Annotated in this window: 20 protein-coding genes; 8 read left to right on the top strand and 12 right to left on the bottom strand. The window is 67.4% G+C overall.

Annotation, left to right across the window (positions count from 1 at the left end):
* Window positions 1–64: 64 nt before the first annotated feature.
* Entirely contained in the window at window positions 65–1,267 is a 1,203-nt protein-coding gene (locus AC06FE_RS04740) for a pyridoxal phosphate-dependent aminotransferase (protein ID WP_478072382.1), read from the top strand.
* Window positions 1,268–1,486: 219 nt separating this feature from the next.
* Here AC06FE_RS04740 and AC06FE_RS04745 read toward each other — a convergent pair whose 3' ends face one another.
* Window positions 1,487–3,586, bottom strand: a complete 2,100-nt coding sequence (locus AC06FE_RS04745) for a prolyl oligopeptidase family serine peptidase (RefSeq protein WP_478072383.1) — start codon at window positions 3,584–3,586, stop codon at window positions 1,487–1,489.
* A gap of 68 nt (window positions 3,587–3,654) precedes the next feature.
* The gene (locus AC06FE_RS04750) at window positions 3,655–3,972 is read right to left on the bottom strand and encodes a hypothetical protein (protein WP_478072384.1); all 318 of its coding nucleotides are present in this window, start codon (window positions 3,970–3,972) and stop codon (window positions 3,655–3,657) included.
* 137 nt (window positions 3,973–4,109) lie between these two features.
* On the opposite strand from AC06FE_RS04750, the gene AC06FE_RS04755 reads away from it, so the two are divergent.
* Window positions 4,110–4,709 carry a lipocalin family protein gene (locus AC06FE_RS04755; RefSeq protein ID WP_132865080.1) on the top strand — a complete coding sequence of 200 codons (600 nt, stop codon included), beginning with the start codon at window positions 4,110–4,112 and terminating at the stop codon, window positions 4,707–4,709.
* Between the two features lie 144 nt (window positions 4,710–4,853).
* Here AC06FE_RS04755 and AC06FE_RS04760 read toward each other — a convergent pair whose 3' ends face one another.
* Window positions 4,854–5,819, bottom strand: coding sequence for a helix-turn-helix transcriptional regulator (locus AC06FE_RS04760; RefSeq protein WP_132865081.1), 966 nt, complete (start codon window positions 5,817–5,819; stop codon window positions 4,854–4,856).
* A 161-nt stretch (window positions 5,820–5,980) separates the two neighbouring features.
* Between AC06FE_RS04760 and AC06FE_RS04765 the strand changes: the two genes are divergently transcribed.
* A complete protein-coding gene (locus AC06FE_RS04765) occupies window positions 5,981–6,772 on the top strand; it encodes a DUF481 domain-containing protein (protein WP_132865082.1) in 792 nt (263 codons plus the stop codon).
* A 519-nt stretch (window positions 6,773–7,291) separates the two neighbouring features.
* Here AC06FE_RS04765 and hemC read toward each other — a convergent pair.
* From hemC to AC06FE_RS04795, 6 genes are all read right to left on the bottom strand, one after another.
* Window positions 7,292–8,200, bottom strand: a complete 909-nt coding sequence (hemC, locus tag AC06FE_RS04770) for a hydroxymethylbilane synthase (RefSeq protein ID WP_313252817.1) — start codon at window positions 8,198–8,200, stop codon at window positions 7,292–7,294.
* A gap of 30 nt (window positions 8,201–8,230) precedes the next feature.
* The gene (locus AC06FE_RS04775) at window positions 8,231–8,950 is read right to left on the bottom strand and encodes a LytR/AlgR family response regulator transcription factor (protein ID WP_132865084.1); all 720 of its coding nucleotides are present in this window, start codon (window positions 8,948–8,950) and stop codon (window positions 8,231–8,233) included.
* 96 nt (window positions 8,951–9,046) lie between these two features.
* Complete coding sequence (locus AC06FE_RS04780) at window positions 9,047–9,712, bottom strand: alpha/beta hydrolase (protein WP_313253705.1); 666 nt, start codon at window positions 9,710–9,712, stop codon at window positions 9,047–9,049.
* A 119-nt stretch (window positions 9,713–9,831) separates the two neighbouring features.
* A complete protein-coding gene (gene mdoH / locus AC06FE_RS04785) occupies window positions 9,832–11,748 on the bottom strand; it encodes a glucans biosynthesis glucosyltransferase MdoH (RefSeq protein ID WP_478072385.1) in 1,917 nt (638 codons plus the stop codon).
* 378 nt (window positions 11,749–12,126) lie between these two features.
* The gene (locus AC06FE_RS04790) at window positions 12,127–12,444 is read right to left on the bottom strand and encodes a DUF3817 domain-containing protein (protein WP_478072663.1); all 318 of its coding nucleotides are present in this window, start codon (window positions 12,442–12,444) and stop codon (window positions 12,127–12,129) included.
* Window positions 12,445–12,544: 100 nt separating this feature from the next.
* Window positions 12,545–13,468: a CorA family divalent cation transporter gene (locus AC06FE_RS04795; protein WP_313253708.1), complete on the bottom strand. Its 924-nt coding sequence runs from the start codon at window positions 13,466–13,468 to the stop codon at window positions 12,545–12,547.
* Between the two features lie 141 nt (window positions 13,469–13,609).
* Here AC06FE_RS04795 and AC06FE_RS04800 point away from each other — a divergent pair, with 141 nt between their 5' ends.
* The 5 genes from AC06FE_RS04800 (at window position 13,610) to AC06FE_RS04820 (ending at window position 21,197) form a co-directional block, all read left to right on the top strand.
* A complete protein-coding gene (locus AC06FE_RS04800; protein ID WP_446540654.1) occupies window positions 13,610–13,888 on the top strand; it encodes a hypothetical protein in 279 nt (92 codons plus the stop codon).
* Between the two features lie 127 nt (window positions 13,889–14,015).
* The gene (locus tag AC06FE_RS04805) at window positions 14,016–15,182 is read left to right on the top strand and encodes a hypothetical protein (RefSeq protein ID WP_478072386.1); all 1,167 of its coding nucleotides are present in this window, start codon (window positions 14,016–14,018) and stop codon (window positions 15,180–15,182) included.
* A 322-nt stretch (window positions 15,183–15,504) separates the two neighbouring features.
* Window positions 15,505–18,519: a TonB-dependent receptor gene (locus tag AC06FE_RS04810; RefSeq protein ID WP_478072387.1), complete on the top strand. Its 3,015-nt coding sequence runs from the start codon at window positions 15,505–15,507 to the stop codon at window positions 18,517–18,519.
* Window positions 18,520–18,634: 115 nt separating this feature from the next.
* Window positions 18,635–20,269, top strand: coding sequence for an alkaline phosphatase D family protein (locus AC06FE_RS04815; RefSeq protein WP_478072388.1), 1,635 nt, complete (start codon window positions 18,635–18,637; stop codon window positions 20,267–20,269).
* A gap of 565 nt (window positions 20,270–20,834) precedes the next feature.
* Entirely contained in the window at window positions 20,835–21,197 is a 363-nt protein-coding gene (locus tag AC06FE_RS04820; RefSeq protein WP_313252827.1) for a BON domain-containing protein, read from the top strand.
* A 93-nt stretch (window positions 21,198–21,290) separates the two neighbouring features.
* Here the strand turns inward: AC06FE_RS04820 and AC06FE_RS04825 are convergent, their stop codons facing one another.
* The 3 genes from AC06FE_RS04825 to AC06FE_RS04835 form a co-directional block, all read right to left on the bottom strand.
* Window positions 21,291–22,445 (bottom strand): YncE family protein, encoded by a 1,155-nt coding sequence (locus AC06FE_RS04825; RefSeq protein WP_478072389.1) that lies wholly within the window; start codon window positions 22,443–22,445, stop codon window positions 21,291–21,293.
* Between the two features lie 158 nt (window positions 22,446–22,603).
* On the bottom strand, window positions 22,604–24,559 hold the full coding sequence (locus AC06FE_RS04830) for an alpha/beta hydrolase family protein (RefSeq protein ID WP_478072391.1): 1,956 nt from the start codon (window positions 24,557–24,559) through the stop codon (window positions 22,604–22,606).
* A gap of 96 nt (window positions 24,560–24,655) precedes the next feature.
* A complete protein-coding gene (locus tag AC06FE_RS04835; protein WP_478072392.1) occupies window positions 24,656–25,369 on the bottom strand; it encodes a hypothetical protein in 714 nt (237 codons plus the stop codon).
* Window positions 25,370–25,391 lie beyond the last annotated feature (22 nt).

Raw genomic sequence — 25,391 nt, forward strand, 5'->3', positions numbered from 1 at the left:
CGATGCAGCCCTTCGAGACGACGTACGGCTGCCAGCACCGGCCTTGCGGCCTATGATGTCGGCGATGAACACCCCAGCCCCCACGCCGTCCGGCTACAGCCGGCGCAGCCACGAGATCGCCCCGTTCCACGTCATGTCCCTGTTGGCCCGCGCCAATGCGCTGGAGCAGGCCGGCCACGATGTGATCCACCTGGAAATCGGCGAGCCTGACTTCACCACCGCCGAGCCGGTCATCCGCGCCGGCCAGGCCGCGCTCGCCGCCGGACATACCCGCTACACCGCCGCGCGTGGCCTGCCGGCACTGCGCGAGGCCATCGCCGGCTTCTACGCGGACCGCTACCGGTTGCAGATCGATCCGGAGCGCATCCTGGTCACCCCGGGCGGTTCCGGCGCGCTGCTGCTGGCCTCCAGCCTGCTGGTCGACCCGGGCCGGCACTGGCTGCTGGCCGACCCCGGCTATCCGTGCAACCGCCATTTCCTGCGCCTGGTGGAAGGCGCCGCGCAGCTGGTGCCGGTCGGCCCGGGCAGCGGTTACCAGCTCACCCCCGAACTGATCGCCGGGCACTGGAACGCCGACAGCGTCGGCGCGCTGGTCGCCTCCCCCGCCAACCCCACCGGCACCACGCTGGACGCGACCCAGCTGGCCGCGTTGTCGGCCACCTTGAAGGCACGCGGCGGCCACCTGGTGGTGGACGAGATCTACCACGGCCTGACCTACGGCTTCGACGCCCGCAGCGTGCTGGAAGTGGACGACGAGGCGTTCGTGCTGAACAGCTTCTCCAAGTACTTCGGCATGACCGGCTGGCGGCTGGGTTGGCTGGTTGCGCCCCCGGCCGCGGTACCGGAACTGGAGAAGCTGGCGCAGAACCTGTACATCAGCGCGCCCTCGATGGCGCAGCATGCCGCGCTGGCCTGCTTCGCGCCGGAGACGATCGCCATCTTCGAGCAGCGTCGCGCGCAGTTCCAGCAGCGTCGCGACTACCTGCTGCCCGCCCTGCGCGAGTTGGGCTTCCGCATCGACGTTGAGCCGCAGGGGGCGTTCTACCTGTATTGCGACGTGAGCGCATTCACCGATGACGCGCAGGCCTTCTGCGCGCACTTCCTGGAGACCGAGCACGTGGCGTTCACGCCCGGCCTGGACTTCGGCCATCACCGCGCCAACCAGCACGTACGCATCGCCTACACCCAGGACGTGGCCCGGCTGCAGGAGGCGGTGCAGCGGATCGGGCGCGGGTTGGAGCGCTGGCAGGGACAACAGACGACCTGATGACTCCCTTCTCCCGCCTGCGGGAGAAGGTGCCCGCAGGGCGGATGAGGGGCTTTGGACTTCGAGGGCGTTCATATCCGCTCACCATCAGGGCTTCGCCCCTGCCCTCACCCCAACCCCTCTCCCGCCTGCGGGAGAGGGGCTTCATACGACAAACGCCACCTTCCGGTGGCGTTTGTTGTGTATCAACTCCAGCGCTGCATCAACTCCAGCTGAGCATCACTTCTTGCTCAGCTGCTCCCACAGGAAGCTGTAGGCCAGTGCCGACATGTGCGCGGCCTGCGCGTTGTTGGCTGCGCCGCCGTGGCCACCTTCGATGTTCTCGTAGTAGGTCACGTCCTTGCCGGCGTCGATCATCTTGGCCGCCATCTTGCGGGCATGGCCCGGATGCACGCGGTCATCGCGGGTGGAGGTGGTGAACAGCACCGGCGGGTAGCTCTTGGCCGGGTCGAACAGGTGGTACGGCGAGAAGGTCTTGATGAACTCCCAGTCAGCCGTGTCCGGGTTGCCGTACTCGGCCATCCACGAGGCGCCGGCCAGCAGGTGGCTGTAGCGCTTCATGTCCAGCAGCGGCACCTGCACCACCACCGCACCGAACAGCTCCGGGTACTGGGTCAGCATGTTGCCGGTCAGCAGGCCGCCGTTGCTGCCGCCCTGCACGCCCAGGTGCCTGGCCGAGGTGATGTTGCGGCTGACCAGGTCCTGCGCCACCGCCGCCATGTCCTCGTAGGCCTTGTGGCGGTTCTGCTTCAGCGCGGCCTGGTGCCAGCGCGGGCCGTACTCGCCGCCGCCGCGGATGTTGGCCACCACGTACACGCCGCCCTTGTCCAGCCAGGCGCGGCCCATGCCACCGGAGTAGCCCGGGGTCAGCGAGATCTCGAAGCCACCGTAGCCGTACAGCAGGGTCGGGTTGGAGCCATCCAGCTTCATCGCCTTGTCGTGCACCACGAAGTACGGCACGCGGGTGCCGTCCTTGCTGGCGGCGAAATGCTGCTCGATCACCTTGCCGCTGGCGTCGAAGAACGCCGGCATGGTCTTGAGCACTTCCGGCTGCTGGCCGATCTCTGCCAGCGACAGCGTGGTCGGGGTCAGGTAATCGGTGACGGTCATCCACACCGCATCGCTTTCGTCGGCGTCGACCGCGCCGATGCCAATGGTGCCGAACGCCGGTGCGCCGGTGAAATCACCGGTGGTCCAGCCGTTGGCACCGTGGGTCAGCACCTGCAGGCGGTTCTTGACGTCGTCCAGCACGTTCAGCACCACGTGCGACTTGGTCCAGGACATGCCAGCCAGCGACGTCGTTTCGGTCGGTGCGAACAGCACGTCGAACTCGCGCTTGCCGGCCATGAAGTCATCGAACTTCGTGGCCAGCAGCGAACCGGCGGCGTAGGTCTTGCCACCCACGGTCCACGGCTCGCGCAGCTCCAGGGTCAGCCACTCGCGGCGCACGCCCTTCTCGGCCGAGTTCGGCGCATCGATCTTGGTCAGCTTGCCGTCGGCGCCGAGCACGAACAGCTCGTTGTTGTAGAAGGCGATGGTGCGGCTGACGTAGTTGCGCTCGAAGCCCGGGGTGTCGTCGTGCATCGCGGCGATGTACATGTCCTCCGGCTTGCCTTCGTACACGGTCGTGGCCGAGGCCATCGGCGTGCCGCGGCGCCACTGCTTGACCACGCGCGGGTAGCCGGACGTGGTCATCGAGCCATCACCGAAATCGGTGTAGACGAACACGTTGTCCTGGTCGATCCAGCCCAGGCCACCCTTGGCTTCCGGACGGAAGAAGCCGTCCTTGATCCAGTCCTTCCTGGACAGGTCGAACTCGCGGGTGACGTCGGCATCGGCGCCGCCGCGCGAAAGCGCGATCAGGCAGCGGGTGTACTCCGGGCGCAGGCAGTTGGCGCCATGCCACACCCAGTTCTCGCCCTCGGCCTTGTTCAGCGCGTCCAGGTCCAGCACGGTTTCCCACAGCGGCTCGGCCTTGCGGTACTCCACCAGCGTGGTCCGGCGCCACACGCCGCGCTCGTGCTGCTTGTCCTTCCAGAAGTTGTAGTAGTAGTCGCCGATCTTCTCCACGCCCGGGATCTTGGCGTCCGAATCCAGCACCTCGCGGATGCCGGCTTCCATCTGCCGGAACTGCGGGGTCTGCGCCAGGCGGCCCTCGGAACGGGCGTTCTGCTCCTTCACCCACGCCAGCGGCTTGTCGCCGGTGACGTCTTCCAGCCAGGCGTAGTTGTCCTGGGGTTCGTCAGCGGCCATGGCGGCACCGGCCAGGCCAGAGGAAATCAGGCCTGCAACGAGGCAGGCGGAGGTGATTCGGGACATGTGTGCTCCACGCGGACATAGGCCGCGAACGCTAGCACAGGCCCTGCCCCACCTCCCCCTGTCGAAGGTCAGGCCACCTGCGACCAGCGCGCCCGGACCGGACGGCGTGCGCGGCGCGCCTGCGGGCCACGGCGGCGCGGTGCCGCCTGGCGGTTGCGCCAGCGCGCGGGCAGGCGGAAGCGGTACAGGGCCCACCATGCGCTCAACGGCATGCCGACCAGCCACAACGGCAACCAGCCGATCCACTCGCTGTGGCCTCGCGCCGCCGGCCATACCACTACCAGGGCCAGCCCTGCCATCACGGCTTGCCTGACGCAACGCAGCACCCGCGGATCGGAGGTCGGCTCAGGGTGACGGCGGGATGACGAAGCAGCAGGCTTGGACATGACGTTCTCCGGCAATGGGACGGGGGTTGGCGTGCATCCTCGCCATCGGCCATCTCACGGACTGCGACCTGCCATTGACGCGCCCATCGCTGCCCGTCGAACATGCTGCCGTCATCAACCATGGCGCGTCCTACGCAATGCGACTCATTCCCGCGATCCTGTCCGCCCTGCTGCTGAGCTTCACCCTGCCGCTGGCCCCTGCACATGCGCAGGACCCGGCTGCCGCCGCCCCGGTCGTGGAGGGCGATGCCGACGGCCCGATCGACCTGCAGCGCTTCATGGGCCGCTGGTACGTGATTGGCCGGGTGCCCAATTTCGTCGAGCGTGGCCACGTGGCCAGCGTCAACACCTACTCGCTGACGGACGGGGACAAGGTCGCCATCCGCTACCAGTTCCGCGACGGCTTCAACGAGCCCGAGGAGGAGATCAACATCCGCGCCAAGGTTGATGACGACAGTGGCAACCGGCGCTGGCGCACCTGGTTCTACAAGATCGTGCCGACCCACTCGCGCATCCTGGAAGTGGCACCGGACTATTCCTGGGCCCTGATCGGCTACCCGGGCCGCGAGATGGCCTGGATCTTCGCCCGCCAGCCGGACATGGATGCGGCTACCTACCGGGCGCTGGCACTGCGCCTGCGCGACAAGTACGACGTCAACACCGACAAGCTCAAGCGCGTGCCGCAACACCCGGCGCAGGTGGACAGGCTGGGCTTCGAGGTACCGAACAAGAAGTAGCCACGGCTGGCCGGATCGGCCGCCGGAACCCCCGCGCCCTTCGCCGTGGCCTGCACGACGCCACGGCGCACTGCCTGGCGATCACTGCCGCAGGGTGCTCACGGAAGCCGGGGCGCAGCATCCGTCCCGGTGCGGCGTTTGACGTCAGTCGTAATTGCTCAGGGCCAGCGACAACAGCGCCTTGGCCTGTTCGCGCAGCGACTGTGGCTCGACGATTTCCGCGTCCGAACCGTAATGCAGCACGTCCATCAGCAGCTCGCGCGACACGCTGTAGGGCACCTTCAGCTCATAACGCCCATCCGGCAGGAACCGCCCCTGCTGCTTGGAATGCCAGTGTTCGTCGGCCACCCAGCGGGCGGCCTTGGCACTGAACACGATGGTCGCCCAGCCCTTGGGGGCACCGGAAAAGATGCCGTAGCTGGCGGCCAGCTGCTCGTTCAGCTCTTCATCCGGCACGTCGCGGGCCGGCTGTTCGAGCAGCCGGGCCTGATGGATGCGGTCCACCGCGAAACTGCGCACCGCCTCGCGGGTATGGTCCCAGGCGTCCAGGTACCAGTTGTCGCGGTAATGGGTGATGCGCTGCGGTGACACCGTGCGGCGGGTGGCCTCGTCGGTGGAACGGGCACGGTATTCGAAGGACAGCTGCTTGCGCTCGAGCACACCCGAGGCCACGGTGCGGAAACTGGCCTCGTCCAGCTTGCGGCCGCGGTGCGGGATGACCCGGACGCGCTCGACCGGCCAGGAGGACGCCCCGGCCTGGGCCGCGAGCAGGCTCTCGATGCGCTGCTGCAACGGCGCCAGCACCGAGGACAGCACGCCGCCACTGGTCCGCGCCAGCAGGTGCTGGGAGGCCAGCAACGCATGCAGCTCCTCGGAACTGAGCCACAGCCCGGGCAACTCGAAACGGTCGCTTTCGGCGGTCTGGTAGCGGAAGCCGGCGTCGCCGTCGCCCTCCACCGGCGCCATCAGCGCGTCGCGCAGAAAGGCCAGATCGCGGTAAACCGTGGCACGGGAACAGCCCAATTCCTCCTGCAGCCGCACCACCGTGATGGGGTAGCGGGCGGACTTGAGCAGACGATGCAGCGCATTGATGCGTTCATAGCGGTCCATGGCCCGATTATGTCCGAAGTTCAGCGCCGGTTGGGGTCCGGCAACCGCTCCTGCCCGCCTAACCGCGTCTGAAGCAGGGCCATCGGCACGGGTCCGGCGCCGGACCCATCCGGTATCATGAAACCGTTTACTTGCCCGCCTTGGCCCCGGAGATTCAATCGATGTCCCTGCGTGTTTCCCTGCTCCTGCCGTTGCTGCTGTGCGCCCCGGCCGCCTGGGCCGACGACGGCCAGACCCCCGACGAGGCCACCCTGGCAGCCATGACCTCCCCCTGGAGCGGCAGCGGCGGCGAACTGGGTTTCGCCTCGGCCCACGGCAACAGCAACACCGAGAGCTTCAACGGCCGCCTCAAGCTGCGTTACACCGACGATGACTGGGTGCACAGCATGGACCTGTTCGGCCTGCGCTCCAGCTCCGAGTACACCGAGACCAGCGACGACGGCACCAGCAAGCGCACCCGCCAGACCACCGCCAACCGCTACACGGCCAGCGCCGGCAGTGCGCTGCAGTTGGGCGAGCATCGCCAGATCACCGCCACCGGGCGCTATGAGCGGGACGATTTCGCCACCTACGACCGCCAGGCCAGCTTCGGTCTCGGCTACGGTACCCGCCTGATCGACGGCGAGCGGCTGATCCTGGACACCCAGATCGGCCCCGGCGTGCGCCGCAGCCACAATGCCGATACCGACGAGAACCGCGTCGGCCTGATCGGCCGCGGCCTGTTCGACCTGAAGTACACCATCACCGACAACACCGAGCTGGTGAACACGTTGCTGGTGGAATCGGGCTCGTACAACACCTTCGCGCAGAATGATTTCGGCGTGTCGGTGAACATGAACAAGCACTTCGCGCTGAAGGCCGGCTGGCAGGCCCGCCACAACAGCGACGTCACCGAAGACAAGCGCAAGACCGATACGCTGACCACGATGAACGTGGTTTACAGCTTCAAGTAAGCGACCGCGCGGGATCCTTGAAGAAGCCGGCTTTCGCCGGCTTTTTCATGCGCGGGTGCTGTGGGTGGATGGGGCGTCGAGCTGCCCTCCTTCATTGGAGCGCGGCTCGGCGGTGCGCTGGGGCGGGATGCCTTCCGCGACCGGAACCGTCATCGGCTTCGCGGCCAAGACCGCTCCTACGACAGCGCGGCGATCTGCCCCTCCCTTGAGCGCGACTCCGGGGAGGATTGGGAGGTGTGCTTTTCGCGACCGGAACCATCATCGCCTTCGCGGCCAAGGCCGTTCCGACAACAGCGCCGCGATCTGCCCCCTCCCTTGAGCGCGACTCCGGGGAGGATTGGGAGGTGTGCCTTCCGCGACCGGAACCGCCATCGGCTTCGAGGCCAAGGCCGTTCCGACGACAGCGCGGCGATCTGCCCCCGCCCTTGAGCGCAGCTCAGGGGAGGGTTGGGGAGGGGTGCTCCTGACAACGGGGCGGGGTATCGACTTCGTGGCCGGGACCGCGCCTACGCGGGCCACTCAACGCAGCAGTTCACCCGCGCCACCATCGAGCAGCCTGCTCGCCACGCTGCGGCCCAATGCCTCCGGGTCCGTCGCCGGCCCCTGCCCTTCGGCACGGACGATGCGCCCATCGGCCACGCCGCCCACCAGCCCCTGCAACCACAGGTCCTGGCCCCGCCATTGCGCCAGGCCGGCCACCGGCACGTGGCAGCTGCCGTCCAAGGCGCGGTTCATCGCCCGCTCGGCCTCCACGCAGCTGCGGGTCGGCGCATCGTCCAGCGCCGCCACCAGCGCGATCACCGCGTCGGCATCGGCCCGGCATTCGATCGCCACCGCGGCCTGCGCCGGTGCCGGCAGCCATTGCGGCGCCACCAGCCGGCTGCGGATGCGCGCTTCCAGCGCCAGCCGCTCCAGGCCCGCGCAGGCCAGGATGATGGCGTCGTACTCGCCGGCGTCGAGCTTGCCCAGACGCGTGTTGACGTTGCCGCGCAGGTCGCGGGTGAGCAGGTCCGGGCGCAGCGCGCGCAACTGCGCCTGGCGGCGCAGCGAGGACGTGCCCACCACCGCGCCGGCCGGCAGGTCGTCCAGCGTGTCGTACTGGTTGGAAACGAAGGCATCGGCCGGATCGGCGCGGGTGAGGATGGCAGGCAGCGCGAACGGTGCCTCCAGCTCCATCGGCACGTCCTTGAGCGAATGCACCGCGCAGTCGGCCTCGCCACGCAGCATCGCCAGCTCCAGCTCCTTCAGGAACAGGCCCTTGCCGCCGATGGCCGCCAGCGAGCGGTCCAGCACCTCGTCGCCGCGGGTGCTCATCGGCACCAGTTCCACCGCCAGCCCCGGGTGGGCCTGGCGCAGGCGGTCAGCGACGTGTTCGCTCTGCCACAGGGCGAGCGGGCTCTTACGGGTAGCAATGCGCAGGATGGTCATGCGGCCATTATCGCCGCTGGCGACGCCCGCTCACAGCCGGACCAGTTCGGTCCGCAGATTGGCGACGCAGCGTCGGCTGACCTCCAGGGGCTGTTCGACCCCGCGCAGCACCGCCTGGACCTGGCCGGCCGGCGTGCGCCGCACTTCCTGCAGGCGGTCGCGGGCGACCAGGCAGTTGCGATGGATGCGGATGAACCGCGAGCCGAACTCCTCTTCCAGCGAGCGCAGCGATTCCTCGACCAGATCCTGCCCCCGCGTATGGTGCAGCACGACGTACTTCTCCTCGGCCTGCAGGTACAGGATGTCCTCCACCGGCACCAGTCGCAGGCTGCCACGCAGGCGTGCGCTAAGGGTGCGACGCGGCTGATGGGCGGGGGGACTGGCGCGCCCGGCAAGGAAAGTGCGCGCCCGCTCCAGCGCCGCGGCCAGGCGCTCGGCGCGTATCGGCTTCATCAGGTAGTCGATCGCCGCAGCCTCGAACGCGGACAGCGCGTGCGCATCGAAGGCAGTGCAGAACACCACTGCCGGGCGCGGCTCGACACGCGCCAGCTGCCGGGCCACCTCCAGCCCGTCGATGCCGGGCATGGCGATGTCGAGCAGCAGCAGGTCCGGCTGGTGTTGCGCGCAGGCCTGCAGGGCCTCGTCGCCGTTGGCCGCCTCGGCCAGCACCACCACCCCGTCATGCCCGGCCAGCAATGCGCGCAGGCGCCCGCGTGCCAAGGGCTCGTCATCGGCAATGACCACCTTCATATCACTCTCCCCATGGAACGCCGGCATGGCCATGGTAGCCCTGCCGTCGCACCGCCATTGTGTTCAACCCCCGGACAAGGCGTCCCCACGCCCTGTTCAACCCGCGCTGAAACGCGCCTGCAGCCAGTCGCCCAGCGCGTGGATTTCCTCGGCGCAGACCTGGTGTGCCATCGGATAGCGGTGCCATTCCAGCTCGAAGCCCAGCGCCTTGAGCACCTGGGCGCTGTTCTCGGCGACCTGCACCGGGATCACCGGATCGGCGCTGCCATGGGCCATGAAGACCGGCTGCGTGTTGGCACCGGCGGCCAACTGGTCGGCCGCGGCGTCCACTTCCGGCAGGTAGGTCGACAGCGCCACCAGCCCGGCCAGTTGCGCACGCCGCTGCAGGCCCGCCGACAGGGTGATCGCACCGCCCTGGGAGAAGCCGGCCAGCACGATGTGGTCCAGTGCGATGCCGCGGGCCTGCTCGCGTGCGATCAGCGCCTCCACCTGCGCCACCGATTCGGCCACGCCGCTGGCGTCGGCGCGGCTGCGGAAATCCATGCTGACGATGTCGTACCACGCACGCATCGGCATGCCACCGTTGATGGTGACCGCGCGCTTGGGGGCATGCGGGAACACGAAGCGGATCGCCGGCCAGTGCGGGCGCACCAGCTCCGGCACGATGGGGGCGAAATCGTGCCCATCAGCGCCCAGACCGTGCAACCAGATGACCGACCATTCCGGCGCCGCGCCGGTTTCCTGCTCCACCGTTTCCAACATCTGCATGACTCCCGAAGACGAAGCGGGATTATGCCGCCTGGCCGCGGCACGATGTTCAGGCCGACGGTTCAACAGCCACGGCCCGGGGACCGGTACGTGCCCGGGCCCGGTGGCGGCAGTCAGTCCTGCAGCGGTTCGCGCAGCGCAGCCGCGCGCAGTTCGGCGGCACGCACCAGCACCTGCGGCGGGTGGCTTTCCTCCGGGATGCACAGCAGGCCGTGACGGCGCAGCCAGTCACCCACCTTGCGCGAGGAGGTCCAGGCCACCACCGGTACCGCCAGTGCCATGCCCACCACCACCGGCGCCATCCACGCCGCCAATGGCGGCGACACCGCATACGCCATGGCACCGACCATCAGGCCGAACAGGCTCAGGCCACCGTAGCCACGCAGCAGCGCGCCCCAGGAAATGCTGCCGTCGTCGCGCTGCTGCGCATCCCAGCCGGAGTCCTTGCCGGCCAGCACTTCGGCCACGCCACGCGACTGCACGTACATCACCACCGGCGCCATCAGCGCCGCCAGCAGGGTTTCCAGCACCATCGAGACGAAGGCGCGCAGCGCGCCGCCGCAACCGATGCGTTCGCTGCGCGAGCTCAGCATCGCCACGTAGCCCATGGCCTTGGGCGCAAGCAGCACCGCCATGGTGATCGCGAACACCCAGAGCACGCCGTCCTGGTCCAGGCCGCGCCAGTAATGCGACGGGGACATGCGCAGGTGCAGTTCCTCGGCCAGGTCGATGCCGCCATGGATCAGCGGGATCGCCACGCCGATCAGCATCAGCATCGCCCACATCGGCGCGGTGAAGTAATGGCCGATGCCGATCATCATGTGCACGCGGCTGATCCAGTGCAGGCCGGACGTCCCCACCACCTTGGCGTGCTGCAGGTTGCCCTGGCACCAGCGGCGGTCGCGGATCAGCAGGTCGGTCAGCGTCGGCGGGCCTTCCTCGTAGCTGCCCTGCAGGTACGGCACCATGTGCGCGGCCCAGCCGCCCCGGCGGATCAGCGCCGCTTCCACGAAGTCATGGCTGAGGACATGGCCGCCGAACGGCTTGCGCCCCGGCAGCTCCGGCAGCCCGGCCTGCTCGGCGAAGGCGCGGGTGCGGATGACCGCGTTGTGCCCCCAGTAGTTGCTCTCGGCGCCATGCCACCAGGCCACGCCGTAGGCCATCACCGGGCCATACACGCGCCCGCCGAACTGCTGCATGCGGGCAAAGGCGGTACGCCCGTTGACCACCGCCGGCAGCGACTGGATCAGACCCACGTTGGGATGGTTCTCCATCGCCGACACCAGCCGCACGATGACATCACCGGTCATCAGGCTGTCCGCGTCCAGGATCAGCATCTGCGGGTATGCACCACCGAAGCGGCGCACCCAGTCGGCGATGTTGCCGGCCTTGCGGCCGACGTTGCTGGCGCGGCGCCGGTAGAACAGCCGCCCTTCCCCGCCGGTGGCAGCGACCAGGCGCGCGAACACCTGTTCCTCGGCACGGCCGATGGCGTCGCGGGTGGTGTCGCTGAGCACGAAGAAGTCGAAGTTCTCGAGCTGGCCGGTGGCGGCGACCGATTCGTAGATGGCCTGCAGGCCGGCCATCATCCGGCGCGGGTCCTCGTTGTAGGTCGGCATCAGCAGCGCAGTGCGGCTGCGCAGCGTCGGCAGCGGCGTGTCCGGGTAGATGCCCAGCTTGCGCCGGCCGCGCAGCAACGCCTGCAGGCCGGCCAGGCTGCCGACGAAGGACAGCGCAACCCAGGCAAACAGCAGCACGAACAGCACCAGCAGCACGCCTTCGAGCACGTTCAGGCCACCGTTGAGCAGCACCCGCGCCATCATCCAGGTCGCGCCAACGGTCATCAGCGCGGTGGTGCCGAACACGTACAGGCGACGCAGGCCGATGTTGGGCGGGGCGGTGTCCTGGCGCGGCACCTGCAGGCGGCCGGTGCGCAGCGATTGCTCCGGCATCTCCAGCGGGTGTTCACCCGGCAGGATGGCGATGCCTGCATCGAGGGCGGCGGTGGTCTCGGTCACGGAGGTACTCATTGCCGCGCTGCCCCGGCGATCACGAAGGAAACGAACCGCTGCCCGGCAACGTGTTGCTGATTGTCTCGGTGTCGCACCAGAAATCCTTGAAGAGGGAACGCGTTGTGCGTTGAAGGCCAGAAGGGCAGAGGTGGACCGATGCCACGGGGCATCGACGACGTACCGGGGGAACACCCTCCGGTGGTACGGGAGCCCCCTCGACCGCACCACCCGGCCCCTCCGGACCAGCGCAACGCCAGGACCCGGCGCTGCAGGGGCGCATTATCCATGATCGCGCGTGACCACCAAAACGGTCATCGACCACTGTTTCACTGCTGTTCGGGCACGGTTGGAGCAAAACCGACGAGGCCCGCGTCGCGGGCCCCGGGATGAAAACGGTTACGGCGCCGAACCATCACGCGCGGACAACAGGCCGATGCGGCGGAACCACATCTCCAGTGGCACGGTCACCAACGGCGGCACCGCCGCGACCAGCGCCACCAGCATCGCCCACAGCGGCCAGCGCAGTTTGATCCAGGCGTACAGACAGATGGCGACGTAGAAGAGGAAGGCAATGCCATGCAGCGGCCCGAAGATGCGCACGCCCAGGTCGGTGAGTTCCAGGCCACGCTTGAGCAGCATACCGACCAACAACCCTGCCCAGGTGACGCCTTCGATCAATGCGGCGGCGGCGAACCGCTTTCCTGCAGGGGACATCGGCTTGACGGGCATTGCGGCTCCTGGAACACGTGGGGAGACGCGATTGTAGGTGGCCGGGCGCTGCCGGTTAAGGGGCATGCCGGCGCCCGGCGCGCGCTCAGATCCAGCCGCGCCGCCTGAACCATGCCAGCGGCACAACGATGCTCAGCACCACCACGCCCAAGGCGATCGCGTAACCGTAATGCCAGTGCAGCTCCGGCATCGCGGCGAAGTTCATGCCCCACACGCCAACCAGCACCGTCGGCGGGATGCCCACCACCGAGGCCACCGCCATCACCTTCATCACTTCGTTCTGGTCCATGTTGATCAGGCCCAGCACGCTGTCGAGCAGGAATTCGTTGCGGTCCCCCAGCTGCTGCTCGAACTCGCTCAGCGAGGTCAGGTCCTTGAGCACCAGCTTGATCCGCTTGGGCGCCTCGGCACCGAACCACTCCGGCGCCGACTCATCCAGGTAGTTCACCATCCGCAACAGTCCGTGCAGGGTGTTGTGCATGGCGCTGATGCGCCGCCCCATCACCCCCACCTCGTGCAGCATGCCTTCCAGCCGGTGCGAGGCGCGGCGCCCCTTGGGGTGGTTGAAGGCCTGCCGCGAGAACTCGCTCATCGTGCTCTCCAGCGATTCGAGCTGGTCGGCCAGGTGGTCGACGATGTGCTCGATCACGCGCAGGAACAGGTCCGCCGCGCCCACGCAGGGGTGCTTGCCCAGGTCGGCCTCCAGGCCGTCGAGCACGTCCAGCGTGTGCTCGCGCTGCACCACCAGTGCATGCGGGGCGACCACGAAGCCCAGCGGCGCGACCACGTGGTCCACCGCGTACTGGAAGCGCGGCAGGTTCAGCACCAGCGCCTCGCCCTCGCGCCGGACCCGGCTGCTGAACTCGATCTCGCTGATGCCGGCCCGGTCCGGGATGGCGAACCCCACCTGCCGGGAGGCCTGGTCCAGTTCCTCCGGCGTGGGCTGGCACAGGTCCACCCACAGCGCCGGTGGCGTGGCGGACGGGGTGATGGGACGGCAATGCAGCATCGACGGCACCTGCAACGGGAAACCATGCCCGCATGGTCCATCCAATGCCTGCGCCAGGTAAAGCACCCCGCGCGCGTGGCGGTTGCGCGGCACCGGCTTCATCACGCAAGCTCTGCGCTCCCTTCGGCCAACACTCCACCCATGCAAGACAACATCATCCAGATCATTCCCGCCAACGGCTGGGTCGCGGTATTCGAGGAAAACGGCGATGAAAGCGCGCAGTCGCTGGTCTGCTTCGCCGTCGTGGAAGAAGCCGGCAAGCGTGCGGTGCGGCCGATGGTGGCCAACGGCAAGCTGATCAGCCTGGCCGATACCCTGCCCCACTTCGCCCGTGTCGAAGAGCTCGATGCCTTCGAAGACGAGGAAGAGGAGGAGGAAGACGAGGAAGAAGAAGAGGACGAGGAAGAAGACGAAGGCTGAGCCCTTCGCCCCCGCGTCTCCGATGGCCCGGCCTGCCCTGCGCAGCCGGGCTTTCTTTTTGCCTGTCATCACCGGGTCACGCCCGCGCTCGATGCTCCACGGTTGCTTCCGGACCGCCTCGCACGCCATGAAGATCCGCACCCCGCTGCTGACCCTGCTCGCCGTCGGCATCAGCCTCACCGCCCTGGCCGCGCCTTCCACGACACCGCCGGTGCTGCCCGTGGCACACCACGGCGGGCAATGGGAGTCCGGACACGTGCAGGGCATCGCCGTGGACCGCGCCAACGGCTACATCTACTACTCCTTCACCAACCTGCTGGCGCGCTATGACTTCAAGGGCAACCTGGTGGGCACGCTGGTCGGCTGGACCGGCCACCTGGGCGACCTGGACTTCAACCCCGCCGATGGCAAGGTCTACGGATCGCTGGAGTACAAGAAGGACAACGCCTTCTACATCGCGATGATCGACGTATCGCGCATTGACCGGGTGGGCATCCGCGCCTCGGAGAGCGACATCCTGCGCACCGTCTACCTGCCGGAGGTCGTGGCGGACTACACCGCCGACGTCAACGGCGATGGGCGCTTCGAAGGCGATGACGGCAGGTACCGCGGCAGGGAGGCCGAATCACCCGACCACCGCTATGGCTGCTCGGGCATCGATGGCGTCTCGTTCGGCCCCCGCTTCGGCCGGACCGACGGACCGCGCCTGCTCACCGTCGCCTACGGCATCTACGGCAACACCGCGCGCAGCGACAACGATCACCAGGTGCTGCTGCAGTACGACACGGCGCAGTGGGATGCACTCGCGCGCCCGCTCACCGAAGCGGCGCCGCACCACAGCGGCCCGGCCACCGTCGACGGCAAGTACTTCGTGCGCACCGGCAATACCCGCTATGGCGTGCAGAACCTGGCGTACGACGACCACGGCCACCGCTGGTTGATGGGCGTTTATGCCGGCAACAAGCCACAGTTCCCGAACTACCTGATGTTCGCGGTCGATGCACGCAGCGCCCCGGTCCGGGCTGACCTGCGCGGCGTCGCCGGCCAACGCGCCGGGCAGTGGCAGAAGGGCCTGTTGTTGCCGCTGGCCGACATGGGCCTGCACGACACGGCCAGCGGCGTGCGGGGCTGGAACCAGAAGAGCGATGTCGGCCTGCAGCCACTGGGGGACGGCCTGTTCTACCTGGCCACGGACGCGCGCATCGATGGAAAGCAGAGCGCGGATCTGCGCCTGATGCGCTGGACCGGCGACGCACACCAACCGTTCCTACCGGTCGACGCCGACCTCCGCTAGGAGCGGCCCAGGCCGCGACGCGCGCGGCATGACTTCCCGCGCGTGCGCCTGCCATTGCAGGAACGTGGGCAATCGATGCACGTCATCCACCGTGGGCTTCGCCGCCGAGGTCGCTCCCACCGTTGCTGTCCGTACGGAAATGGCCTTGGGCTGCGGGAAATTCGGCATCAGCGATCACACACAACAAAAAGCACCTTCATACCGCGCCGACTGCGGCGGTGAAACGTAAAGGTTCTGTAATTGTCCGGACGTAACCTTCGCGCCGCTTGCACGGCGGACGCTCAGCTGTGTGCGGTACTCCCACACTTCTCCGGATGGAAACATGTTCGAACTCAGGAAGTCGGCGCTGGTCAGCGCCATCATGGCTGCGCTCAGCGTTTGCCCGGTTGCGCATGCACAGCAGTCGGCCGAGGCCATCGTGCAGGACGTGGGCATCGGCAGCCTGCGTGGCCGCGTGCTCAACACCGCCACCGGCGATTACGTGCGCAACGCCGAAGTGCGCATCGAAGGCAGCCGCAGCGTCACCTACTCGCAGGAAGGCGGACACTTCCAGCTGACCGGCATTCCGGCCGGCGAGGTCACGGTGCTGGTCCGGTACACCGGCCTGCAGGAATCGCGCAGCACGGTGCGCATCGAGGCCGGCAAGGCCAACGCGCTGGAGGTGGCGTTGCAGGCACCGTCGTACGCGGCCGGCAGCGGTGCAGCGACCGACCTGGACATGATCAAGGTCACCGCCTCGCGTGACGGCCAGGCCAGCGCCATCATGGAGCGCCGCGCCGCGATGAACGCCAAGAACGTGGTCGCCGCCGACAACTACGGCGCGCTGACCATGGGTGACGTCGGTGAATTCATGAAATCCATGCCGGGCCTGTCGCTGGATTACACCGAAGTGGACGCCACCGCCGTGCGCATCGGCGGCCTGGACCCCAAGTACTCCACCTTCACCACCGATGGCGCGCGCATGGCCACGGCCACCTCGAACAACAACTCGGGCCGGCAGAACTCGTTCGAGCAGATGTCCATCACCGGCATCGAGTCGATCGAGTTGAACAACACGCTCACCGCATCGATGGATGCAGACGCACCGGGCGGCAACATCAACCTGCGCAGCAAGTACGCCTTCCAGCGCACCAAGCGCGACATCGTGTTCCAGCTGGGCGCGGTGGGTACCTCCGACTCCACCTGGTCGGGCAAGTACTTCCCGGATGACAGGAAGCACTCCACGATCTACCCGTCCGGCCAGTTCGGCTTCGGCGACGTGTTCATGGATGGCCGCCTGGGCGTGGAGTTCAACACCAGCTACAACGCCAACTACGTGCAGCAGGACCGCATCCAGACCGACTACGCCTACAAGGCCGATGGCAGCGCGATGCCATACCGCGTGATGTGGCGCCCGGGCCCGAAGATGACCAGCCGCACCGCGGCCAACCTCAGCCTGGACTACCAGATCACCGATGACCTGGTCGCCTCGCTGCGCAGCACCTATTCGATGTATGACGTGGAGTACTTCAACCAGTACACCTACCTGATCTTCGGCACCCCGACCAAGTCCGAGGCCGCGTCCGGCTCCACGCCCAACCACATCGTGGTCAACCCGAACGGCACCAACACCCGCCTGCATACGCAGTATTCGCATCGCTATGCGGGCACGCCGGCCTACCTGGTCGCGCCCAAGCTGGAGTACAAGGGCGAGGACTGGGAAGTGGTGCTGCGTGGCAGCTACTCCGGCGCCGAGTTCAACTTCCGCGACAACAGCAAGGGCTTCTTCCAGCGCACCGACAGCTGGCTGACCGGGATCGGCTTCACCCTGGACCGTCCGTCGGAGAGCTCGCACGAATGGATCCTCAACCAGACCGCCGGACGCCCATGGGGTGACCCGGAGAGTTTCAACCGCGACGCCGACATCGGCTACAACATCCGCACCGCCGAATCGGACGCGCTCAACGACCAGCATGGCGTCAACCTCGACCTCAAGCGCCACCTCACCTTTTACGACAACCCGCTCACCCTGATGGGCGGGTTGGGCACGCGCAGCAATGACTGGCGCACCAACGAAGGCGCCTACAAGCAGTACAAGTACATCGGCCCGAACGGCAGCCAGACCGACCCGGCGTCGCAGATCCCGTGGACCGGTGACTACGACTTCGCCATCATCGGTACCGGCGCGGGCAACATGAACCAGCAGGGCTGGCGCGCGGACAGCAACTACGCGATGTACGACATCTTCAAGGAGCACCCGGAGTACTTCGCCCCGGACGTGGTCGGCAACCTCAAGCGCGAGCTGGACAACAACAAGCGCATCCAGGAAGAGGTGAACGCGGCCTACCTCGAGGCCGAGACCCGCATCGGCGACGCGCGCATCGACCTTGGCCTGCGCTACGAGCAGACCCGCACCGCCGCGCGCATCGCCGACGTGCGTCCGCTCAGCGAGGTCAAGGCCGCCGGCCTGGATCCCAACACGGTCGAAGGCCTGATGTTCCAGTACAACAACGGCCGCTACACCACCCGCCGCGGCAAGTACGACGACTTCTTCTTCAGCGGTGGCGTCAAGTACGACTTCACCGACAAGCTGGTCGGCCAGGTCTCCTTCAGCCAGTCGATCCTGCGCCCGGACTACGGCAACCTCGGCGGCGTGGTCTCGGTCAACGACGACACGATGATCGTCACCGTGCCCAACGCGCAGCTCAAGCCCGAGCACTCCACCAAGTACTACGCCAGCCTGCAGTACTACCTGGAGCCGTCGGGCATGCTCGGCCTGTCCTACTACAAGCTGGACATGAAGGACATGCAGGTCACCGGCATCACGGTGGACCCGCAGGACGTCGGCTTCAATCCCGGCGACTACGAGGGCTACACCTTCCGCAGTGCGCAGAACCTGCCGGGCACCAGTACCAACGAGGGCATGGTGCTGGAGTACAACCAGCAGCTGACCTTCCTGCCGGGCGCCCTCAAGGGCCTGAGCCTGTACGGCTCGCTGACCCACGTGAACCCGGACGGCCCACGCCAGAACCTGCCCAAGGAAGCGGCCAACTGGGGCGTGCGCTACAACTACGGCCGCTTCGATTTCCAGATCAACGGCAACTACCAGTCCAGCCACCGCGTCAGCGCGCTGAGCAACACGCCGACCACCGCCAACAACGGCATCCTGTACCGTGCCTCGCGCGAGCTTTGGAACATCAGCGCCACCTACAAGCTCACCGACAACATCGACGTGATGCTGGCCGGCCGCAACATCTTCAACGAGCCGGAAGTGATCTATTCCAACGTGGCCAGCCGCGTGCAGATGTACACGGTCTACGGCTCGATGTGGAACTTCGGCATCCGCGGCCGCTTCTGAGCCGGCCGCCACCCTGCACTCCGCCCTTCCCCGCCTGCGGGGAAGGGCCGGGACAGGCAGGCATCGGCATCCATGTCCTTCCCGCTTCCTCCAGCGTCCACCAGGAACCTTCGCAATGACCCTCAACATCGACCGTCGTCGCCTGATCATCGGCGCCGGCCTGGGCCTGGGCGCCCTGCTGCTGCCGGGTGGCAAGCTGCTCGCCACCGAGGTGATGAACGCCAGGGGGTTCACCCACAACGTGGCCAGCGGCGAGCCGGGACCCGATTCCATGCTGCTGTGGACGCGCTACGTCCCTGCGGGCAACACGGACGAGGTCCGCCTGCAGGCGGAGATGGCCCTGGACCAGGCGTTCACCCGCGTCGTCGGGGGCGCCATGGTGCGCACCGGCGCCTATCGCGACTGGACCGCCAAGCTCACCATCGACGGGCTGCAGCCCGGCACCACCTATTACTACCGGTTCATCGCGCCGGACGGCAGCCACTCGCCGGTGGGCCGCACCCGCACCCTGCCGGTCGGGGACGTCGCCAGCTTCAGGCTGGGCCTGTTCTCCTGCTCCAACCTGCCGATGGGCTGGTTCAACGCGTATGCACACGCAGCCCAGCGCCACGATATGGACCTGTGGCTGCACGTGGGCGACTACATCTACGAGTACGGCATCGCGTCCTACAAGCCGCATGACCGCATCGCCGAACGCCAGGTGCTGCCCGCGCATGACCATGAAATGGTCTCGTTGCTCGACTACCGCATGCGCCTGGCCTGTTACCGCGCCGACCCCGACCTGCAGAAGCTGCACCAGATGGCGCCGATGGTGGCGGTGTGGGACGACCACGAGATCACCAACGACAGCTGGGAGGGCGGCGCAGGGAACCACCAACCGGCTACCGAAGGCGACTGGAGCATGCGTAAGGCCGCCGGCATGCAGGCCTATCGCGAATGGCTGCCGATTTCAGACGAGCCGTGGAAGGCCTATCCCATCGGCGCGCTTGCCACCTTGTACCGCACCGAATCGCGCCTGCTCGGGCGCACCCGCCAGGCCGACATCGAAAGCGCCTTCGCGTCCGGCAGCCAGGCCGCGCTGGAAGCCTTCCGTGATGGTCCATGGCAGGACCCGTCGGCCACCATGCTCGGCCTGGAGCAGGAAAGCTGGCTGTACCGTGCGCTTCGCCAGAACGCGAGCCAGAGCATCTGGCAACTGGTCGGCATGGGCACCATCCTCGGTCGCACCGTGATGCCTGCCAAAACCGTGGACTGGCTGCGCCCGGATGCCAGCGCACGCACCGTGCAGGCGTTCACCGACTACGTGCGCGCGGCGCGGCTCGGCCTGCCGATGTGGATGGACCGCTGGGACGGTTACCCCGCCGCACGCTCGCGCCTGCTGCGTGCAGCCCAGCAGGCGGACGCCAACCTGGTGATGCTGTCCGGTGACAGTCACAACGCCTGGGCCTACTCGCTGCAGGAGGACGGCCGCCCCGCGGGCATCGAGTTCGCCGTGCAGGCCGTCACCTCGGGCGGCATCGAAGGCAGCGTGGTCGTGGATCCGCGTGACGTCGCCCGCATCTTCATCGAAAGCAATCCGGAGCTGGACTGGTGCGATACCTCGCGGCGCGGCTACGCGATGATCGACATCCGCCCGCAACGCATCACCGGCGAGTGGGTGTTCATGCAGGACATCAAGACGCAGGGCCTCGAGGTATCCGGCACCCACCGCATGAGCGCCGAGCGCGATCGCAGACGGTTCTCGGCATAGTCGCGCTGGAACGGCGTTGGTCGCGAAGCCGGTCGATTCTCCGTACGCACCCAGCTTGGCAACCGGTATCGGCTTCGCGCCTGATGGCGCTCCTGCGGCGGGGATTCACCGGTGGTGGGATGCGTGGTGCGCACGGCCGGAGCCGGAGCGCTTGCCGCCGCCATCGTGCTTGTTCACCGTCGCCCAGGCGATGCGTTCGGCATCCTTCTTCGAACCGCCCCTCCTTGCGCTCGCTTTGTTCGATGTGCTCGGCCTGCCGCTTCTGCTTGTCGGTATAGGCACTCTTGTCGCCACGGGTCATGGTCGCTGCTCCTGCAGGCACGGTGGTGGCCTGCCGGTGTCCAGACTGCGCAGCCGCCCGTAATCGGCATGTGCAGGTACCGTTGCATGCGCGCATTCAACACCACGGGTGTGCACGGCGTTCAGCGCCGGCCCATCAACTTGAATGGCCGACGCTCACCTTCTGCTTGCACAACCGGTGCAGTCCATTAACCCGAGCGGGCGCAGGATGTGATCGGGTCTTTGCAGGGCCCGCGTTCATCCCCACAAGGCCGGAGGTACGTCCATGAAACGTCACCCTAGCTGGTTGTTGATCCTCGCCGTGGCAGCCGTCCCCACCTGCGCACCGGTGGCCACCGCCACGCAGACGATGCAGGAAGGTCCGCCGCCGCAGATGGCTCCTGCCACCGAGAAGCCGCCCAGCGATGCCTGGATCACCACCAAGGTAAAGGCGGCGCTGGTCGCCGCCGCCGATGTGCCGGGCATGGATATCCGCGTGGAAACCCAGCGCGGCACGGTCATGCTCAGTGGCCACGTTCCCACGCAGGAGCAGGCCGACCGCGCGGTCGCCACCGCGCGCCGGATTGATGGCGTGCAGAGCGTGGACAGCAGTGCGCTGATCATTGGTGACGCAAGCGCCGGCCACTAACGCAGTCCCCACGGCATCTCTGGCCGCTCACCGCGGCAACCGCCCGGCAGCGATCATTTCCTGCCGGGAGGCTGCCTGCCGCCGCCGTCGCGGTCAGCTGCCCAGTTCGATGCGGGCCACGCTTTCCTCGCCGCCCTTGGGATCACCCTCGCCGTTCTTGATGCTCACGTACAGCACGTTGTTGCGCGCATCCAGCGCTAGGCTGTTCGGATGGGTCGGCACGGACCAGCTGCCCACCGGGCGATAGCTGTCGCTGTCATAGGCGGTGACCGTCCCGGCTTCCCGGTTGGTCACGTACAGGCGCTTGCGCGCTGCATCGAGCAGGATGCCGAGCGGACCGGCATCGGTCGGGATGCTCGCCAGCTCCCGCCCGGTACGGCGGTCCAGCACTAGCACGCGCTGGCCGGGGTGGCGCGAGACGAAGCCATCGATGCTCTTGCCCTGGTAGGCGCGGATCATCTCCAGCCCCTGGTCGGTGACGAACAGGCGCTCACTGCCGGGGTCCAGCACGATGTTCATCGGTTGCTCGGCGCTGATCCTGAAGCGTTGCTCGACCTTGCCGCTGTCGGTGCCGACGGTGACCACCTCACCGCGCAGGTTCGAGGTGTACACGCGCTTTCCGGCGGCATCCAGGGCCAGCCCCGGGGCCTTGGCGTTACCCAACCCGGCAATGGTGTCCAGCAGCGTCAGCGATTGCGTGTCGACCACGAACAGCACGCTGCCTTCCTGCGAATGCCCGGTGACATACAGGCGATGGTTGGGCGCATCGACCACCAGCTCGCGCAGGTCGTGGCTGTAACGGGGCTTGCCGTCACTGCCGGTTACCTTCTCCATCAGCTGCACGGTGCCAATGGCCATGCCCTGCGCGGTGTCGACCACGGTCACCGAGGTGTCCACGGTGTTACCGACGTACAGGCGGTGGTTGCTGTCGTCCAGCACCAGGCCGAAAGCCTTGCGCTCCAGCGGGATGCGGGCCTGAACGGCGAGCGTGCGCGGGTCCAGGCGCAGTACCTGTGCCGGCCCGGCATCGTCACCGAAGCCGCCGGAGGAGGCGACGAACAGCGCCTGTTGCGAAGGGCTGTAGGCCAGCTCGTACAGGCCCTTGGCCACGGCCTCGCGCTGCACGCTGGCAGGCGCGCCATCGGCAGCGGCCGGCGCATTGCCGGAGGCCATTGCCAACGGCGCAGCCAACGCGAAGGAAACCGCCAGCGCGAGGGCGGCGGAACGGAAGAGGGAATGAGAGTGCATGCGAGCGTCCTTTGGTCGGGCACGAAGGGTGTCCTGGCTCGCTGGGCCGTCGTCGGACGGCAGGTCCCGCTGCATGAAGCGTGGGTGGCTTGCTGGTGCCGGCATGGTAGGGAAAAGCGAAGGCGGAGTCGAGCATCCGCCTTCGCAGCCGTTGCCGCCTATTGTGCGCTGGCCGTCGCTCCGCCGAGATGGCGTGCGAGGAAGGCCAGCAGGCGCTGGTAGTACGCACGGCGATGCGGCTGCGTGTAGAAGCCGTGCCCCTCGTTCGGGTAGTAGAGCGTCTCCACCGGCACGCCGGCACGCTTGAGCGCCTTCTCCATGCGTTCAGTATGTTCCACCGGTGCACGCTCATCCCTGCCGCCGGCCGCAAGGAAGACCGGCACTTTGATCTGTTCGGCGAGGCGGCTGGGCGAGCGTGCCGCCAGCGTATTGCGCTCGCCCAGCCATTCGGCGGCCCACGTACGCCCGGAACGGCTGCGCGAGGATGCATCGCTGTGCATCAACTCCAGGTCGTAGACGCCGACATACCCCACCGCACACCGGTACAGCTCCGGGTCGCGCACAGCGCCCATCAACGCAGCGTATCCCCCATAGCTTGCGCCGTAGATGCAGATCCGATCAGCCTGGGCGATGCCCTGTGCAACGGCCCAGCGGGTGGCATCGGCCAGGTCATCCTGCATGCGTCCGCCCCATTCGCGCACACCGGCATCGGTAAAGGCACGGCCATAGTTGCCCGAGCCTCGGTAGTTCACGCGCAGCACTGCATACCCGGCCGCCGCCAGCAGCTGCGCATCGTCATCGAACTCCCAGCCGTCAAACACGCCATAAGGTCCGCCGTGCGGCAGCAACACCATCGGCTTTGCCCCCGCGGCGCCCCTGGGCTCGGTGAGGTACCCGTGCAGCGTCATGCCGTCGCGTGCCTTGAAACTCACATACCGTGTGGCCGGCATCTGGTCCGGGATGAACCACTCGCGGCGACTGAAGATCCGGTTGGCCTTGCGCTCCTGCGTATCGAACAGGAAGTAGTCGCCGTTGTTGCGGTCGCTCCACACGTACAGCAGCACCAGCCGGCCATCGGCAGTGGCCGAGGTCAAGCGGATCGCATCGCCACTGAAAGACTTCTCCAGGCTGCGGTACAACCGTGCCGCGCGGCCGTTCTCGTCGAAGAAGCGGTTGTCGACCCGTTCGCGCATGTACGACGCGCCCACCGGCGTGCGGCCGTCGAGGTCATACAGGATCCGGTACGGGTCCACGACTGCATCGCGCAACAGCTCAATTTCCTCACCCGTGGCCGGGTTCCAGGAAACAATCGCGTCCGGACCGGTCCTGCGCTCCACCTGCAGGTAGGCCAGCGTGCCGTCGGCGCTGAAACCCAATGGGTAGCGCCGGTGCCCGCTGCTGCCCTCGTCATTGATCAGCCGCCATTCCTGCCCGCGCGCGTCGCGGTAGTACAGCTTGGACACGTTGTCGGTGTTGGCACCCACCGCGAATCGCACCTCGCCGGAAGCGTCTGTCTTGAAGTCCGCACGCCGCACCGGCACATCCGCGATGCGGGCCCGGTGCCGGTTGTAGATATCGAGCTTCTCGATGCGGATGAATGGATCGCTCGCCACCGGCATCGCCGATACCAGCACATTGCGCGCATCGTCTGCCAATGGGTCCAGCATGTATACCGATTGATCGAAGGTGGACTTGTATTCAGAGACGATCCCCGCCCTCTCGTTGACCCCGTAAGGGCTGGCCAGCAGCATGCTCTGCTTGCCGTCCACGTTCACTGCGTACAGCTCGCCAATGGCCACCGGAGTATCACGCGAGCCCTGCCGGCGTGCCATGGAGATGACCACGCGCTCGTTGTTCGCCCACCAGAAGTCATCCACCACCGAGTTGGCGTCCCCGGAGATGCGCGCGGTGAAGGCGTTGTCGGAACGGCGCAGGATCAGCAGCGCGGTGCGATCCTCCAGCGGCGCGGTCACCGCGTAATGCAAGCCGTCGGGCGAGATCTTCACCCACTGGTACATGTCCTGCCTGACGAACGGCTCCACGTCCAGGGTTGCCGCACCGGCAACTGGCATACCTGCCATCAGCACGAACAACACGCGCATCCATAACCGCATATCGAACCTTCCGTTCGCTGCCCCAGCCCCCGCTGGCGAAGCGAGCATGGCGAAAAATGCCAGCAGCGTCGAGTGCCGTCGACCGGCGCCCCCGCCTCAGCGTGGGCGCAGCCTTTCGCATTCCCTCGCCGCGGCGTACTGCGTGTTGTCCTGCAGCCGGGCACGCATCGACGGCAAGCCGTCCAGCCGCGCATGGAGATGGGCATCAACCGGCACGAGCGCGCGCAGCGTGCGGCTGACCGACAACGACCAGTTCTGCCTGTCCGGCGCTTCCATCGGCGCGTAGTCGCCAGCGACCCACGGCACCAACATGGCGTGCTGTGCGGTCGAGTGCCAACGCTGCTCGCGGCCCTGGCGATGGAGGATGCGCAGCTGGACGTAGGGGTAGTCATCGGTCCAGCGCATCCCGGTGCCATAGTAGGCATCCACCTCATCCCGCACGCTGCGACCGCGCAACCGGCTGCGCGCCAATGCACGCAGCTCATCAGCATCGCAGGCCAGTGGCGGCCAGGTGCTCCAGAACGTAGCGGGAATGAGCTCGCTGCGCCGCACTCCGCCTGCGATCTCGCGCATGGCACGTTCGCGTTGCCACGGGCGCTCCTGCAAGGCGGCCAGCAGTTGCGCCACTGCCGTCGACGTCACCGGCCACTCCCCGGCACGGACGCCACCGGCGGTGCTCTCATAGTGCCCCTGCAGGTGGAATCCACCACCTCCCCGGACGGGAACAAGAACGAACGTCTCGTTGATGACGCCCCAGCCAGTATGTTCGTAGCTGATCTCGATACGGTCGATATCGGCAACATCCGCCATCGGCAATGGCGGCTCCGTGCAG

It is taken from the genome of Stenotrophomonas sp. Steno-C18 (genome assembly GCF_056393195.1).